Genomic DNA, 16594 nt, shown 5'->3' with positions numbered 1-16594 from the left:
AAAGGCCGGGTCGTGGGTGCCTTGGCTGCTGACCAGATCCAGCTGCAGGGCCGGGCGCAGGTCAGCCGTGGGCCGGTTGAAGCTCGGATTCTCACTGGTAGTGGAGCGCCAGGCGCTCAGGAAGCTGAACGAGTTGACCGTCTGGTTGACCCGGATAAAGAAGCCCTGCATCGACCCAATGATGCCATTGGACAGGGTGCCGAAGCCGTTCTGGTAGACCTGGTAGGTTCCGCCGTACTGGTCACTGGATTTGTAGACGTACACGGCGTCAATTACGCCGGTGGGTAAACTTGTCCGAACTTTCTTCCAGTCCAGGGGGGAAGGATACGGGTTGCCCAGCAGCTGCCAGCCCGAGTTGGCCTGGCTACCGCGGGTCAGGGCGCCAACGGCGAGGGTGCCAGTGTTGAGCGTGCCCACCAGGTCCACGAGGCTGCTGGCGTCGATGTTGCCGGTGTAGCCGCGGCCCCGCACGAGGGTCTCACTAAGCGAGCCGGGCGAGAAATAGCCGTAGTCGAAGACTTGAGTAGCGGCGCTGGTGCCCACGATGCGGCTCTCATTGAAGCCGTACACCGTCGGGAACGGATTTACCGTGTTGCCCAGCGTGTTGTAGTCCGGGTTTACCACCGGTGAGTAGGTGGCGGTGGTCAGGTCGGCGAAGGTGGCGGCGGCCACTGGCGAGCTGTAGTGGCGGTAGCCCAGGCCGGGGTTCAGGCTGGGGTCAATGTAGCGCTGCACCACGGCGGTGTTGCCGCTCACAATACCGCTGCTGCTGTTGACGACCATGGCCGTACCGGCGCTGGAAGACAGCAGCGTCAGCGCGTTGCCGTTCAGCACCAGGTTGCCCGACGAGCCGATGGTCACGGTCTGCGTCACGCTTACCGGCGCCGAAAGCGTCAAGGTGCCGAAGCTCGTCGTTGTCAGGGTGCGCACCTGACTGGGCAAGCCCGAGCCCGTCATCTGAGCTCCGCTTACATACACGTAGCTGGCATCCAAGGAATAGGAACGGACGCCGGTGGTCTGGATGGCTCCGGTAGTGCCGCTGGCCGAAATACCGCCGGCGTTGCCCGTGCTCAGGGTGCCCCCCGCGGCCAGGGTGAAGGTACCCGGGCCACTCACCACAAAAGAACCGGTGATGAGCGTGCCGCCATCGGCAATGGTCAGGCTTTGACTTACCGTTACGTTGCTGGAAAGCGTAGCCGTGGCGCCGCTGCCGATGGTAATGCTGGCGTAGCTACCGGCGGGAATAGTTTGGTTGCCGGTTATTACCAAGTCGCGGATCAGGCTGAAGAAGCGGGGGCTGCTGGTACCATTCGGCGAGGTCACCGTAAGGTCGCCGCTCTTGGCTCCTACCGGCACCACGATGCCCGTAATCTGGGTACCGGCGGCGTTTATCACGAAGCCTGAAGTAGTTGTGGGGTAAGTCGGTACGGCGGGGCTTTTCTCGAAGGTAATCGTCGTGACGCCCGTCAGGTTGGTACCCATCAGGGCAATAGTGCCGCCCTCCGGCGCCGAGCCGGGCGTAATAGTATTGAGCGTGGGCGTCAGGTCCACGGTGAAGGTCGTGGCGGCGGAGGCTGGACCGGCGTTACCGGCCACGTCCTGGACAGCCGCGCTGACCGAGTGGGAACCGGCCGTCAGCGGCGTGGGCTGGGTCAGGGTCCAGGCACCGGAAGCGGTGGTCGTTGCCGTGCCGATGCTGATGCCGTCAATCAGCACCGTCACCAGGCTCAGGGCCTCGGCCGTGCCGCCGTACACGGGCTGGCCGCTGGTAATGGCGCCGGGCAGCGGCGTGCTGAGCACGGCCGCCGTGGTGGGCGCGGTGCGGTCAATGGTGTAGACTTCGCCTTGCGTGTAGGGCAGGTTGCTGATGGTGCGGGTGGCCCCGGGCGTGTTGGAAGTTACTTGCAGACTGATCGTCCCCTCACCCGTACCAGTATTTACCGTAATAGTGAAGGGTGTATCGTAGCCACCGGTAACGCTGGCAATGCTGGCTCCGGTGATGCCCGGGGAAGTTACCAGGGTGAAGTTGCTGGGCGAAAGCGACGCTATTTGCCCACTAAAAAGCCTCAGCTGAAATGCCACGCTGTTGGCATTGGTCGAAGCCGTAGTGGGCGTTTTACGCGTCAGGCTCGTTACTGTGTTGCGGATGTAGGCATCGAAGAAGATGCCGTTGCTGGTTCCGCCCCCGGTCGTGACGGTAAGCAAGCCGTTGCGGGCCCCCACGGGTATAGTGATGTTCGTAATCTGGGTGCCGTCGGCACTGATGGTGAAGCCGGAAGTAGCGGTAACATCGCCCGGGTTCTGCGGATTCTTCTCGAACTTAATGCTGGTGACGCCAAGCAAATTGGTGCCCGTCAGGGCAAACGTATCCCCTTCCGGCCCGCCCCCGGGCGACGACGACGTGAGCGTGGGAGGCAAGGGGCTGACGGTAAAATTGACTACGTTACTGTTCTGGCTACCTACTATGGCGTAAACGCTATGAAACTGCACGGTTAGGTTGGTAGGCTGCCTTACCTGCCAGTTGCCACTGGCATCAGAGGTGGTCGGAATCTGAGTAGCACCGCCATCAACCCACACCGTCAGGGCGATATTGGGACCGGTAACGCCGCTATACAAGGGCCGAAGGGTGGTGACGGTACTATTGTTAGTGGGCTGGGTAACGCTTACCGTCACAGCAGCCGGCGGCACCTTAGCCGCCGTAGCCGTGAGAGAAACCAGCAGCCCGAGTAGCAGCAACCAACTTAGCCTAAAGGTAAAAAATGAGAAAACGTTGGGCATAAAAGCAATAGGTAGAAGTGAGGAATGAGGACGTGGAACTGAAAAAAGCACTGGAATAGCGGGCAGCCGAGGTCAGCCACCATTCCTGATAAAGCAAAATGGATTAAACAGTGGCCACCAGTACAAGTGTGGCTCCTAAGCCAGCCGGGCCGGCCGACGCTACCCGGCAGGTGGGGCAACAGTATGCCTGCTACCAGCAAGGCGGAGCTGGCAAAAAGGAGTGTGAATACGAAAAGATGAACTGGAAAGAAGAGTAATTACACCAATAGCGAAAAGACCACTGCCTGGCACAGGATAAATCCCAGATACTATGCGATAATCGGATGCGAAGCTACAACACAATTGTTGAGCTCAGTGCTATTATTTTTTTTACTTGAGACTAGTGTGATTCCAGGAATCCATCTCATATATATCTAAAAAACAATATATAATTTCATTTTGGCTTTACAACGCTATAATTCCCGCAACACTCACTGCGGCATTCGGGTAGGCTGATTGCTAAAATCAATTGGCTCATCGATGACAGCACATAAATACTCACGCTCTTTTCATCTGCCAGCAAAAGGCCCCGAAGCCACGCCTCCTTGGCGCGGCCCGGGGCCTTATCAATAAAGTGAACCTCACTTATGCCCGGCGGGGCCGTAGGGCCAGGTAGTCGAGGTAGTAGAGGATTTTGACCGACACCGAGTTGTTGTGAGGGGTGTTGATGGTGTTGCTCAGGTTGTCGAAATACAGCGGCGTGGCCTGGTTGGCCTGCAAAAATGTGGAGCCGGCATTTTTCCAGACGATGCTGACCTGGGAGCCGGGCGCAAACCACCACGAGTACACCGCGTCGATGTTGAAGGCGTTGAAGGTATTGTCGCGGTTGCGGGCGTAGGCCACCGGGGTTTCCTCACCGCCGGGCGCCAGGCGGGCAAAGCCCAGGTAGTGCACCGTGCTGGTGTAGTGGCGGGTGCGCACCGTCAAGGACATGCGGTTGGTGAAGGTGTAAGCTCCCTGCAGCACGTTTGATACCGTGACCACGCGGCGCCGGCCCAGCAGAATGGCTTCCGGGAAATCGTGCAGGATTTCCGCATCCTCGGGGTACTTATCACTCAGGCTGCCGCTGTCGTCCTTCGAGGGGTTCACGTAGCCAATCTGGTTGCGGTTGGTGCTCCAGTCGAGGCTATAGCGGAAGTTGAGCTTGTTGTTGACGCGGTAGCGGGGCGAAAAGCCGAAGCCCACGCCCAGGCGGCGGGGCCGCTCCAGCCGGTCATCTTCCTGGTACACCCGCACGCCGGCGTTCAGGTCCAGGGCCAGCTTCTTGCGGTAGTCTGACGAGACGAAGGCGCCGAAGTTGCCGTTGGCCGGCACGAGCACGTAGTACTTGCCCAGCGGATTCACGCGCGGCTCGTAGTAGTCGCGGTTCATGGGGTTCACGTCGAAGTTGAAGCCCGTGGTAATGAAGCTCTTGGTAAAGGTGGTGTTGGCCCCGCCGTAGAGGTTGGTTTTCTGGTAGAGCGTGGGCTTGTAGAGGTACGACTGGTCGAGGCCGAAGAACGAGTAGAAGTTGTTGACCTTCCAGAAGGGCTTGTAGTGGTTGTAGTTGCCGTAAATGCCCTGGCTGATGTTGTTGTTGCCAAACAGAATGCCCAGGTCGTTGGGGTTGTAGGTGTGCGACTCAATGCCCTGATTCAGGCCCCAGGTGAAGCTGCCGCTGATTTTGCTCACTCCCACCTGGTACTTGTAGCCGTCCTGGTCGTCAACCAGCTCCTGGTCGTGGAAGAAGTAGCCGCGGCGGCGCGAGTACACCACTTTGCCATCCACGGCGTAGGAGTTCTTCTTGTTGGCAAACCGAAACAGGCCGCCCGTCACGTTGGCGTCGTAAGTGCGCCCGAAGCGCGTCACGTTGGTATTGATGAGCGACACGTAGGAGTTGTTTTTCAAACTCTGGTCGAGCACGGCAATGTTGTAATTGCTGAAGGGCTGGGTCAGTTCCTGGCGCTCCTCCCCCGTTTCGGTGTTCTGGATGGTAGCGTACACGTCGTTGCTCACCGCGTTGAACACGCCCACGCCCAGCCCCTTGCTCGTGCGACCCGATACCTTGGTGGCGTTCAGCAAACGGGTTTCCTGGGGGTTTTTCACGATTTTCTCGTTGTCGGCCGCTTCCACGTTGTAGAAGCCGATGGGCGTGGCCCCCACCCGGCGGGAGTAGAACAGGTTGCCCTTGTTGAAGAGCTCGGTGCCTTCGGTAAAGAACTGCCGGTTTTCGTTGAACTGCACCTCAAACGGCGACAAGTTCAGCACTTGGTTGTCGCTCTGCACCTGCCCGAAGTCGGGCACCAAGGTGGCGTCCAGGGTGAAGCTCTCGTTGATGCCCCACTTGATGTCGGCCCCGCCGTTGAAGCTGGTCGTGGTGCGGCGCGTGCCCTCGGCGTTCAGGGGGTTGTGGTTTACGTAGCCCGAAATGTAGGGCGTCAAAGACAGGCGCAGCGGGGGCTCGATGTTGCGCAGGCCTTCGAGCGTGCCCCACTGGTTTACGAAGCCGTCCACGGCGGGCTTTACTTCGTTCCAGAAGAAGGCCTGGTTGTCGCGCTTGCGCTGCCGCATAAAATTGAGGCCCCAGACTTGGTCGGCGGTTTTGCTGAAGCGGATGGCCGAGTACGGAATCCGCATTTCGGCGTACCAGTCGGTGCCTTTCACCGTGGTGCGCGAGTCCCAGACGGCGTTCCAGTTGAAGTCTTCCCCGCCCGCTGGCGAGTAGCGGCAGTCCATCTGCACGCCGCCGGTCGTCACGAAAAAGCCGTAGCCGTTGAGCTTATCCTGGTAGGTATCGAGGAAAATCCCGATAAAATCGGTGTTGCCGAAATTGTCGCGCGCGGTCAGCTCCCGCATAATTGAGTCGCCGGCTACGTCGTGCATCACGGCCCCCACGTAAATGTTGGCGTCGTCGTAGAGGACCCGCACCTCGGTCGGGTGCTTCTCGTGCGGGCCGGGGTTGGGCCGGTTCTGAATAAAGTCGGTGGCAATGGGCGCCTGCTGCCAAATTTCTTCGTCCAGCACCCCATCCAGCTTCACGGGAGTAGTGATGCGCAGGGCCTGCAGGTGCTTTTTGGGGGCCGGGAAAGCCGCTGCCGTCGGAGCGGCCTCAGCACCGGGCGTTTGGGCGTCCGCCGAATACGTGAGCAGCCCTAAAAAACAACAAAGGAGGACACGTAAAAACATGAACGCAGGATGAAGTAGGTGGTGAGTGGGGAAATAGATGATAGCCGATGCCTAATGGTTGCTCAGCCGGCTTTTAAAAGGGTATAAAAAAAGGCCTGCCAGCTGGCAGGCCCTTTTCCGGGGGAGCCGTATTACTCCGTAATGACGACGTCCATGTTGAAGGTTTTGCCGTCGTTTTTGCCGAGCAGCTCCCGGTAGCGCTTGGCCGTTTCGGCCGACTGCCGCTGGCCGTTCACGCTCATTCCCGACGGGTTCAGCTGAAACTGGTACGAGCGGGCGTTGGGCTCAATCAGGCCGTCTTTGCGCAGCTGCTCGCCCAGAGCCACCGAATTCACCTTCACGTTGCGGGGTGCCCGCGGGGCGCGGGGCGGCGTGGGTGCCATTGGGGCCAGCGGCGCCAGGCTGGTGCGCGGGGCCCGCGGCGAACGGGGGGCCGCCGGGGGCGTGGGCGGAGAGGGCACGTAGCTCGAGCCGCCCGTGGTGTTGGAGTAGATGCGGTTCTTGTCGTTGCCGGTGTTGCTGAACACGACCGAGCCATTGGCGCCGATGGTGCGGCCGGTGCCGTCTTCGAACAGCTGGCGGTACTTGGCGGCCACGGCGTCGGGCTGCTTCTGCCCGTCGACCACCATTTCGTTGCCCTTCAGCACCAGCTGAAAGTACTTCTTGTCCTTGATGAGCTTGTCTTTTTGTAGCTCCTCAATCATAGCTTCTTCCACCTTGTTGTTCTGCTCTTCCCGGATGGCCTGCAGCCGCTCCCGTTCGGCCTGAGCCCGTTCACGCTCGGCCTGCCGCTGCTCCCGATCAGCCTGCTGCTGCTCCCGATCAGCTTGCTGCCGTTCCCGCTCAGCTTGCTGCCGCTCCCGGGCGGCCTCACTGGCCTCCTGCTGCCGCTCCCGCAGTTCCTCGCGTCGCTCCCGCACGCGGTCCAGCTCTTCGCGGATTTTGTTGCGGGCTTCGCTGTTGGTTTCGCTACGCTCGGCGTCGCGCAGGGAGTTTTCGGCTTCCTGCAGGGCCTTAGCCGCTATCCGGTCGTTGGCGGCGCTGGCGTCCTTACCAGTGCGGATTTCCACCCGGTTGCCGTCGGCCAGCACGTAGGTGCGGCCGGTGCGGCTCCGGACTTCCTCGCCGGTACGGGCCAGGTCCAGCTCCAGGCGCTGCATCGAGCGGCGCAACTCTTCCTGGTCGCGGGCCGACATGCCGTAGTTACGGGAGTCGAAATCGAAGTTGAAATTGGAGCCGGAAGGCGAGGTAGAGCGGCGGGCCGTGCGGCTGTTCGGGGCCAGGCGAATAACTTCGGTGGTGTTAGCCTTGGCTTTCGACTTAGCCTTGGCCTCTTCCATGTCGATGCGCTGCCCGTCGACGTAGAGCTCGGTTACGCGGCCTTTGTTGTCGCGCTTCACTACCACGGTGCCGCCGTCTTTGCCCCGGCGGAGCTCGGGCCCGTCCTCGTTGGCGTCGCGCACAATGACCACGCCTTTATCCTTGGACTTGTTCTTGCGCTTTTTCTTGTCGTCATCGTCATCGGCGGCGGCAGAAACAACGGCCGCCGGAGTAGCTGCGGGCTGGAAAGCGGGCAGGCTGTTGGCCCACATGCTGTTCTCGGGACCAAACACGGCGCCGACCAATTCTTTGGCGCGCTCGGGCCAGGGCCGGGGGTTGGCCATGGCCACGACGGTCGTCAGGCCAATCAACGCCAAACCGCCGACGACAACCAGAGCGGCCATGAAGCCTTCCGAGAAAGTAGGCACGGCGCGGCGCTGCACCAGCCGCCGGATACGGCCCAGCAAGGAACCGTCGGGGCCCACGGCCGACAATGCCAGGCGGGGCGCGGGGTATACGTCCTGCCCCATTTCGGCCAGGGCAGCCAGGGCCTTGGCCAGCGTGAGCGGGTCGCCGCAGATGGCGGTGGCTTCGTCGTCGCAGCAGTTTTCGCGCTCCGTGCGCATGCAGGCCGTAATAAACCAGACGGCGGGGTGGTAGAAAAACAGGATTTCGGCCACCGACTGCAGAATGTTCATCAGATAGTCGCGGCGGGCAATGTGGGCCAGCTCGTGGGCCAGGATGGCTTCCAGCTGGGCCTGGCTCAGGCCCATAACCGTGCCCAGGGGCAGCAGAATTACCGGCTTGAGGTGGCCGGCCACCAGCGGGGCCTTCACCAGCGCCGACTCCAGCAAGCTCACCGTGCGCTTGATGCCGGCGCGGTCGGCCAGGGCCTTAAACCGCTCGTTCCACTGCTCCGACAAAGGCTCGACGCGGTAGTGGCGCAGGCGCTGCACGTAGGCCAGGCCCCCGAGCATACGCAGCGTCATGGCCAGCAAACCCAGAAACCAGGCCGCCACAATCAGGGGCAGGTGCTGGTCGAAGTACTGCCGACCCGTTTCCAGCAACGACACCGACTGCTCGGCCACGGCGGCCGACGTAGCGGCGGGCACTAGGTTCAACGCAGTAGCAGCTTCGGCCGGGGAAGTAGTTACCGTTGCCGCCACGGCGGATTTGGTGGCCAAGGCCAGGGCGTAGTGTCGCCCAAACGTAACCAGCGCCAGCCCGAGCATGATAAGCAGGGCCAGGCCGGCCACGTTGTAGCGCACCTGGGCCGAGTGCCGGCGCAGCACCAGCAACAGCCCCACCAACGCCAACCCGACAATGGCGCCCTGCCAGAGGGAATGCACTATCGTCCAGCCCACGGCCCGGACCAGCTCCGGCGTCAAGGTATGCTCAAGCCAGTTCATTGGGGCCTCCTTTCTCGGTTTCGGGTTTGTCCTGTTCGATTTCGTTGAGCAGCGTCCGGATCTGGCGCAGCTCTTCCTTGGAGGTGCGGCGGTTGCCCAAGGCCTGCATCACCAGCTTCATGGCCGAGCCCCCGAAAGCCGCTTCCACAAACCGGTCGAGCAGCTGGCTCTGGGTTTCCTCTTCCCGCACGGCGGCGCGGTACACGTGGGTGCGGCTCTCGTCGTCGCGCAGCACCAGGCCCTTGTCGAGCATGAGCTGCAACAGCTTCAGGGTGGTGGTATAGCCTACTTCGCGCTTCTGGCTGAGCTCGTCGTTCACGAACCGGACGGTGCTCGGGCCGTGCTGCCAGAGAACCTGCAGGATTTCCAATTCCGATTCGGTGGGTTTGGGAAGGGATGCCTTACTCATAATGGGGTGCTTTTCTTGATACGAACTACTTCGTACATCAAACATATACGAAGTGAATCGTAGATGCAAATTTTATCTACGATTTATTTCGTATATCCTTTTCAGCCGCGGCTCCCATCCTCGTTACCCAGCGGCTGCAAGCCGGCTAAAAGCATAAAAACCAGCCGCAAAGCTGGTTTTTATGCAAAAGACCGGGCACATTATCTTACGGCTGCACCTTACCGCGCTTGCGCTTCATCGTCACGCGGGAGCGGGCACAGACGCCCCCGAACGGCGGGTTGTGCTTGGCTACGCTCACCTTCACCGATTTCACGTGGGCAAACTGCGCCAGCACCCGGTCCAGAATGCGGTGGCCCACGTGCTCCAGCAGGCGAGCGGGCACCGCCATTTCCTGCTGCACAATGCCGTAGAGCTCCACGTAGTTGACCGTCGCGGCCAGGTCGTCGGAAGTACCGGCCGCGTGCAGGTCGGTGCCCACGTATAAGTCGACGGTGTAGCGGTTGCCGAGTTTCTGCTCTTCGTCGAAAAAGCCGTGGTAGGCAAAAAACTCCATTTCCTCCAGTGCAATCTGGCCCATGTGGTGAAGTGGTGAGGTGGTGAGTTGTGAAGCCGTATTTTACCCCGGCAGTATTGGTTTTAGCAGGCAGCTGCTAAAAGTATTCTGTAGTCTCCTAAAGCAGCAAAGCCCGCCCCGAAAGGCAGGCTTACTTAGGTATCGGACACACAATCCGACTAATCCGTGGTTTAGATTTCGTCGAAGAAGGACTTTTCAGCGGCTGTAGCGGCGGCCATGCCCGGGTGCGTAGCGGGCGAAGGCTGGGTGATTTCGGGGTGGCCGGGGCCAATGGGCTGAATATCCGGGGCCGTGGGCTCGATACGAGGGCCGGTGGGGTCGGGCACGCGGGAAGGCTCGGGGTTATAGATGCGCGAAGGGTCGACGTGGCCGGGGTTTTCGTTGGGGGTACGCATGGGCTCAATGTCGGGGCCGGGCGTCTGGGCCGGAGCACCGGGGTCGGGCTGCTGACCGGGCTTGGGGTTGTAGCTGCCGGGCTGCGGCCCGATGGGTCGGGCGGCGGGGGCGGTGTCGCGCAGGGCTACGCCGCCGGCAGTGGCAGCAGTAGCACCCGCTACGGCGGCTACGGAAGAGGAAGAAGCTGAGCCTACGTACATGGCAGTATCGGTTTCGGGTGAGGATTCAGGTTTGCTCACCTTTACGCTAGCGGCCCGGGAAAGGATGGCCGCCGCCTCGGTTTTCGGCCGAGCTTTTACTTTTTCCACCTTGTCGAGCGTATCGTTGGCCAGGCGCTGCAAATCCCGCACGAGGCCTTCGAGCTGCCCTTCCAGGCGCTGGCACTCCTGGCCCAGCCCGTTGACTTCGGTTTTCATCTCGCCCACCGTCTTTTCGGCCTGCTTGTAGGCATCGTCCATCACCTGCCGGGCTTTCTGGCGGGCATCGGCCAGGAGCTGCTCGGCCTTGAGCTGGGCCTCGCGCACGCGCAGCTCGGCCTCGCGCTGGGCCTGCTCGGTGATGCTGTTGCCGGTGTCCTCGGCCGTTTTCAGGGTGCGGTAGAGCGAGGTTTCCACTTCCCGCATCTTGCTTACTTCCTGGGTGGCGTGCTCCAGCTTGAGGCGCAGCTCCCGGTTTTCGTCGCCCATCCGCTCCCACTGCTGCGAGAGAGTTACCAGAAATGCTTCTACTTCTTCTTTGTTGAGGCCGCGGAAGGCTTTTTCAAAGGTTTTCTGCCGGATATCGAGGGCGGTAATTTTCATGGGAGACGAGGGGGGGTAATAAGATTTCGGTACTGCGTAGGGAAGTGCGTAGTTCAGTGGAGCTCGGGGCCAAGACCGACGGGCCATTTTCCTTTTTCTACCGCTGCTGCTCCCCTATTCGTTACCAAGCTGCCAAACCGCCAGGCTGCGGTCGTCGCTACACGAAACTAGCCGTTTCCGCGGTCCGGACCAAAATAACTTGTTGACCGAGGTGCCGTGGCCGGCGTGCCGGGCCCGGTCGAGCACGCGCAGGAGCCGGAAGCCGTCGGCCTCCCAGAGCTTAATGGATTTATCCATGCTGCAGGTGGCAAAAAACTGCCCGTCGGGGCTGTAGGCCACGTGGTTGATGGCAAACAGGTGGGCAATAATGGTCTGCTGCTCCCGGTAATCGTGCTGCACGTCCCAGATGCGCAAGTGGGCGTCGCGGCCGGCCGTGAGCAGCCAGCGGCCGTCGGGCGAGTAGGCGGCGGTAAACACCGAGTTGGTAGAGCCTTCCAGGGTGTATTTCACGGCCAGCGTGTCGGCGTCGAGCACCCGGATGAGCTGGTCGCTGCCGCCCACGGCCAGTTCCCCGCGCTCTTCGTGCAGGGCCAGGCAGCGCAGGTTTTTCTCGGAGAGGCGCAGCAGCTGCAGCAACCGGAAATCCTGGGCATCCAGCACGGCCAGCGTGCCGTCGGCCAGGGCCACGTAGATGCGCTGCCGCGGCTCCGAATAGGCAATATCGAAGATGGCCAACGGCGGCAGGGCCGTGGCGTGCACCAGCTTTTTCTGGGTTAAGTCAATCACCTGCAAACCCTGGAAGTTGTGACCAATGAGCAGCAGGTGGCGGCCGGGCACGTAGCGCAGGGCGTACACCGAGTTTTCAACCCGGGCCACTAATTCGCCGTCCTGCTCGGGCTGCTCGGTGTTCCAGGCCACCACGAAGCCGTCGGAGCCGGCCGAGTACACCACGGGCTGGGCCGGGTCGCCGGTCAGGGCGTACACGCAGTCGTGGTGCCCACTCAGGGTGGCAAGTTTGTGAACCTCCGGACGATACAGCAGCGGCATGGGCTTGGGTTAGGATTTAGGGCAAAAATACGCCAGTTTTGACGAGGCCGCGCGTTGCTTAGCCTTCAGCCGGGCTTCTAGCCTTTGTACTTCTCTTTATTTGCGGGCCGCCAATCTGCCCGGGCGCCGCTCCCGTTTATCCCGTTATGCCCCTGCACTCCGTCACGCCGCTTTCCGACCACGCCCTGCTGGGGCTGTGGCAGCTGACGGAGCAGCCCGCCGAATTGCTGAACCAGGTACCGCGGCCCGAAATCTACAGCCAACTCCAGCCCACGGCCCGCGACGAGGCCCGGACCCTGCAGTGGCTCGGCGGCCGGGCATTGGCCCACGCCCTACTTGCCGAAGTAAATCCGCAGGCCCGGGCCGTGCTGCGCAACGACGAAAACGGCCGCCCCTACTTCGAGCAGCTACCGGATTACGCCGTTTCCTTGTCGCACTCGGGCCAGTGGCTGGCGGGCATCGTGGCTACCCACGGGCGCGTTGGCACAGATATTGAACTGATTCGCACCAAAGCGCAAATGTTGGCTCCCCGGTTTTTATCGAAAGACGAGCTAGCCAACACCGGCGACGATGTAGCCAAACACAGTCTCTACTGGAGTGCCAAAGAGACGCTCTATAAGCTACACAGCCGCCGGGGCCTGGTGTTTAAAGAGCAAATTCGGCTCAACCCGTTTGAGCTGCGGGAGGCAGGTGTGTTGACGGGGCACCTGCTGTTAGAAAACTCTCGCAGCCAACACCAGATTCACTACCAGCGCCCCGCCCCCGACTACGTGCTGACTTACTGCGTGGAAGACGCGCGGCCTCCCTCCTTCTGACTTTCGCCCCCTACATGACCTTTCGCCGAATTTCCCTTATTGCCGCCGTAGCCCTGGTTTTTTCCGCTTTGGCCGTGGGCGTGGCCCGCGCCCAGGACGGCCGCACGGTCAGTGACTTCAGCCTGCAAAGCCCTACCAACGCCACGGTCACGCTCAGCAGCTACGCCAAGAACAAGGCCGTGGTGGTAGTATTCGTGAATCCCAACTGCGCCTTTTCCAAGCTTTACCAGAACCGCCTCAATGCCCTGAACTCGGCCTACAGTGGCCGGGGCGTGCAGTTCCTCTTCATCAATACGCCCATCAACCTGGAAGCCACCGCCGATGCATCCGACGCGGAGAAGCTGAAGATGAAAACCACCGGCGCCTCGGATTACCCCTACCTCACCGACGAAGGCCAGAAGGTAAGCGCGCTGCTGGGGGCCACCAAAACGCCCGAAGCCGTGGTGCTGGAGCCCTCCGGCGCGGGCTTCGTGATTCGCTACAAAGGCGCCATCGACGACAACGCCCAGGTGGAAGCCTACGCCAAGGAAAAATACGTGGCTCAGGTGCTGGATAACCTCCTGGCCGGCCGCCCCGCCGGTGTCCCCGATAAGCGCGCCGCCGGCTGCCTGATTAAAAAGCCGTAACCTGACGCCGGTCCGTGCGAGGAACGAAGCCATCCGTCCTCTGCTAATTTCAACCGGCCTTTTATCAGAAAGCCCTCAACCGTACCAACGATTGAGGGCTTTTCATCTTAAAGAGCTTGCTACATTTCAGAGGACGGATGGCTTCGTCCCGCTTTGCAATGGCCTGTTTTGCAACCCATTGCTTTACTCCTCGTCGTCTTCGGCGCTTGTTGCGCTGTCCGTCACGTTGCCGCTTTCGTCGGTGAGGATGGCTAGCAGCTTGCCCACTTCGGCGGATTTGGCGGGTTCCTGCATCTTCTCGAAGCTGAGCATCAGGTTGCGCAGGGCGCGGCGCACGATGTCGAGGTGGGAACAGGGCTCGAAAAAGATGTCGTTGGACGAGAGGTTGAGCTGGGCTACGTAGTGCTCAATGTCGGTGCGTGACAGGATCAGGCCGCGGTTGTAGCAGTTGATGTAGAATGCCGGAAACGTCTTGTCCTGGGGCTGGAAGGTCAGCACGAAGAGGTTGGGCAGGTTCACCCCGTAAATCGGCAGATTCAGGCGCTGGGCCACCAGCAGGTAGATTACGCAGAGCGTCAGCGGGTTTCCCCGCCGGGTTTCCAGCACCAGGTGGAGCATGGAGTTGGCCGGGGAGTGGAAATTCTGGGTGTTGGCGGCAAACTTATGGGTGCGAAACAGCACGTAGTTCAGGGCCTGCACCTGGTCGGCGGGGTGCATATCGGGGCGCAGCAAGGTCCAGACTTCGAAGCGCAGCTGCTCAATGGCGCGGTTCAGGGCCTGCAGGTCGGCGTCGGGATACTGGTAGGAGTTGAGCAGCCACATGCCCTCGAGCAGGTTTTCGCCGCCCGAGTCGCGCCACACCCGCAGGCGCTGCTGCAGGCCGTCGAACTGCAGGTTATGAATCAGATCCTCGAGGCGCTGCTGCTGCTGCGGATCGAGGCTTTCCTCCCACGATTCTTCTAAAAACGGGATAATACTCTCGCCCAGCGTCTGGATGCGGTCCTGAATCTGCGGGGCAATTTCCGGATCGTCCAGCAGGGATATAAGGGCTTTAATTTCTTTGTTGGTCATGGATGAGCGGGCGGGCGACTAGAAAGCCGCCGATAAGCGGGAAGAGCAAATAAACGCAACCGACGCGGTTTGGCCGCAGCCGGCTGCTGGGAATTAACATATATCCGCAGGAATATTGTTCAATTCCGAAGCAGGAAGGTCAGTGACGGTTGGGTTTGGGGCAAGTACAGGTTTTCGGTGGTACGGGCAAAGCATTTGTATTATTCGCCTGTCATCCTGAGCCCAGTGAAGCGCCTTCCTCCCCTAGCACCCTGTAGGTTATGCCCATGTGCTCAAGCTCTTTCCTGCCGGGCTGATGAAGGGCTGGAGCACGTTGCAGCAGCGTTGTCACTTAGATGAGGAAGGTCCTTCGCCGGGCTCAGGATGACAGACGAAACAACCCCAGCAGTTGTGTTACCGCAGCAGATTGGTTTTGGCCAGCTCCAGCACTTCGTCGCCCCGGCCGCTCATAATGGCCTTGAGCGTGTAGAGGCTGAAGCCGAGCACCTGCTCTTTCTGAATGGTGGGCGGCATGGATAGCTCGGTGCGCTTCACTACCGCGTCGAGGATAACCGGGCCGGGGTGGGCCAGCATTTCGGCCAGGGCGGCGGGCAAGTCGGCGGGGTCGGTGACGCGGATGCCACGGATGCCGGCCGCTTCGGCCAGGGCCGCGAAGTTGGGATTTTCCAAATCGGTGCCGTACTGCAGGATGCCCGAGGCCTTCATTTCCAGCTCCACGAAGGCCAGGCTGTTGTTGTTGAAGATGACGACTTTGACCGGGGTGTTGAGTTGCTTCAGCGTCAGCAGCTCGCCCATGAGCATGGCAAAGCCTCCGTCGCCGGCCAGGGCAATAACCTGACGTCCGGGAAAGGCCAGCTGGGCGCCCAGGGCCTGGGGCATGGCGTTGGCCATGCTGCCGTGGTTGAAGGAGCCCACGAGGCGGCGCTTGCCATTAAACTGTAGATACCGGGCGGCCCAGATGGTGGGCGTGCCTACGTCGCAGGTGAAAATGGCGTCTTCGGCGGCCTGCTCATTCAGCAAACGGGCCACGTACTGCGGGTGCATGCTCGTGTCGCCAGCTTCCCCGGTGGCCAGCTCGTCGAGGTCCCGGCGGGCTTCCCGGTAATGGTCGAGGGCCTTTTCCAGGTGGCGGCGGTCCGACTTATGATTCAGCAAGGGCAGCAAAGCCTGCAGCGTCGCGGCCACGTCGCCAATGAGGCCCACTTCGACCCGGGCGCGGCGGCCGATATGCTCGCCGCGCACGTCGACCTGCACGGTGCGGGCTTCCTGGGGCAGAAACTGGACGTAGGGAAAATCGGTGCCGAGCATGAGCATGGCGTCGGCGACCATCAGGGCCTCGTAGCCGGAAGTGAAGCCCAGCAGGCCGCTCATTCCCACGTCGTAGGGGTTGTTGGGCTCCACGTACTCTTTGCCGCGCAGGGCATGGACGACAGGCGCGCCCAGCATTTCGGCCACTTGCAGCAGCTCGGCGTGGGCCTGGGCGCAGCCGGCCCCGGCCATAATGGTGACTTTGGCGCTGGTGTTGAGCAAGTCGGCGGCAGCCCGCAACTCCTCAATGCCGGGCACCAGGGTGGCTTTGCTGCGCAGCACCGGCAGGCGGGGCTCGGGGGCTTCGGCCTGCTGGTGGCTAACGTCGCCGGGCACGACCAGCACCGCCACGCCGCGCTGGGTCAGGGCCGTCTGGATGGCTATTTCGGTGCAGCGCACGGCTTGGTCGGGGTGGCCGATGAGCTCACAGTAGGCGCTGCACTCCTTGAAGGTAACTTCGGGGTGGGTTTCCTGAAAATACTGGCTACCGATTTCAACGCTGGGAATCTGGGCGGCAATGGCCAGCACCGGCACCCGGCTGCGGTGGCAGTCGTAGAGGCCGTTGAGCAAATGGGTGTTGCCGGGCCCGCAGGAGCCGGCGCACACGGCCAGGCTGCCCGTCACGTGAGCCTCGGCCCCGGCGGCAAAGGCTCCGGCTTCCTCGTTGCGCACATGCACCCACTCGATGCCTTCCCGGGCCCGGATAACGTCGGTAATGCCATTGAGCGAGTCGCCCACCACGCCGTAGACCCGGGTTACGCCGGCGGCAATCAGGGTATCGACAATAATTTCGGAGACAGTTTTCTTAGCCATAGTCTGCAGGGCGGGATAAGGCCC

Annotated in this window: 11 protein-coding genes; 2 read left to right on the top strand and 9 right to left on the bottom strand. The window is 61.4% G+C overall.

What is annotated here, in order from left to right; translation table 11 throughout:
- The 7 genes from CLV45_RS17020 to CLV45_RS16990 form a co-directional block, all read right to left on the bottom strand.
- On the bottom strand, nucleotides 1-2418 hold a 2418-nt coding region (locus CLV45_RS17020; RefSeq protein WP_211289956.1), incomplete at its 3' end, for a beta strand repeat-containing protein.
- Nucleotides 2419-3402: 984 nt separating this feature from the next.
- Complete coding sequence (locus CLV45_RS17015) at nucleotides 3403-5982, bottom strand: DUF5916 domain-containing protein (RefSeq protein WP_100337652.1); 2580 nt, start codon at nucleotides 5980-5982, stop codon at nucleotides 3403-3405.
- A 131-nt stretch (nucleotides 5983-6113) separates the two neighbouring features.
- Nucleotides 6114-8690 carry a M56 family metallopeptidase gene (locus CLV45_RS17010; RefSeq protein ID WP_170061881.1) on the bottom strand — a complete coding sequence of 859 codons (2577 nt, stop codon included), beginning with the start codon at nucleotides 8688-8690 and terminating at the stop codon, nucleotides 6114-6116.
- A 7-nt stretch (nucleotides 8691-8697) separates the two neighbouring features.
- Nucleotides 8698-9120, bottom strand: a complete 423-nt coding sequence (locus CLV45_RS17005) for a BlaI/MecI/CopY family transcriptional regulator (RefSeq protein ID WP_100337650.1) — start codon at nucleotides 9118-9120, stop codon at nucleotides 8698-8700.
- A 205-nt stretch (nucleotides 9121-9325) separates the two neighbouring features.
- Complete coding sequence (gene folB / locus CLV45_RS17000; RefSeq protein WP_100337649.1) at nucleotides 9326-9697, bottom strand: dihydroneopterin aldolase; 372 nt, start codon at nucleotides 9695-9697, stop codon at nucleotides 9326-9328.
- Between the two features lie 167 nt (nucleotides 9698-9864).
- Nucleotides 9865-10890 (bottom strand): DivIVA domain-containing protein, encoded by a 1026-nt coding sequence (locus CLV45_RS16995; RefSeq protein ID WP_170061880.1) that lies wholly within the window; start codon nucleotides 10888-10890, stop codon nucleotides 9865-9867.
- Nucleotides 10891-11004: 114 nt separating this feature from the next.
- Nucleotides 11005-11937, bottom strand: coding sequence for a WD40 repeat domain-containing protein (locus CLV45_RS16990; RefSeq protein ID WP_100337647.1), 933 nt, complete (start codon nucleotides 11935-11937; stop codon nucleotides 11005-11007).
- A 146-nt stretch (nucleotides 11938-12083) separates the two neighbouring features.
- Here CLV45_RS16990 and CLV45_RS16985 point away from each other — a divergent pair, with 146 nt between their 5' ends.
- Both CLV45_RS16985 and CLV45_RS16980 read left to right on the top strand, forming a co-directional pair.
- Nucleotides 12084-12752, top strand: a complete 669-nt coding sequence (locus CLV45_RS16985) for a 4'-phosphopantetheinyl transferase superfamily protein (RefSeq protein ID WP_100337646.1) — start codon at nucleotides 12084-12086, stop codon at nucleotides 12750-12752.
- 14 nt (nucleotides 12753-12766) lie between these two features.
- Complete coding sequence (locus tag CLV45_RS16980) at nucleotides 12767-13378, top strand: redoxin domain-containing protein (protein ID WP_100337645.1); 612 nt, start codon at nucleotides 12767-12769, stop codon at nucleotides 13376-13378.
- A 183-nt stretch (nucleotides 13379-13561) separates the two neighbouring features.
- On the opposite strand, the gene CLV45_RS16975 is transcribed toward CLV45_RS16980, so the two are convergent.
- The gene (locus CLV45_RS16975; protein WP_100337644.1) at nucleotides 13562-14449 is read right to left on the bottom strand and encodes a transglutaminase-like domain-containing protein; all 888 of its coding nucleotides are present in this window, start codon (nucleotides 14447-14449) and stop codon (nucleotides 13562-13564) included.
- 393 nt (nucleotides 14450-14842) lie between these two features.
- On the bottom strand, nucleotides 14843-16570 hold the full coding sequence (gene poxB / locus CLV45_RS16970; protein ID WP_100337643.1) for a ubiquinone-dependent pyruvate dehydrogenase: 1728 nt from the start codon (nucleotides 16568-16570) through the stop codon (nucleotides 14843-14845).
- Between the last annotated feature and the right edge of the window lie 24 nt (nucleotides 16571-16594).

The organism is Hymenobacter chitinivorans DSM 11115 (assembly GCF_002797555.1).
GTDB lineage: Bacteria > Bacteroidota > Bacteroidia > Cytophagales > Hymenobacteraceae > Hymenobacter > Hymenobacter chitinivorans.
The sequence above is the reverse complement of the archived record's forward strand: the minus strand, read 5'-3'. Positions and strand labels throughout refer to the sequence as shown.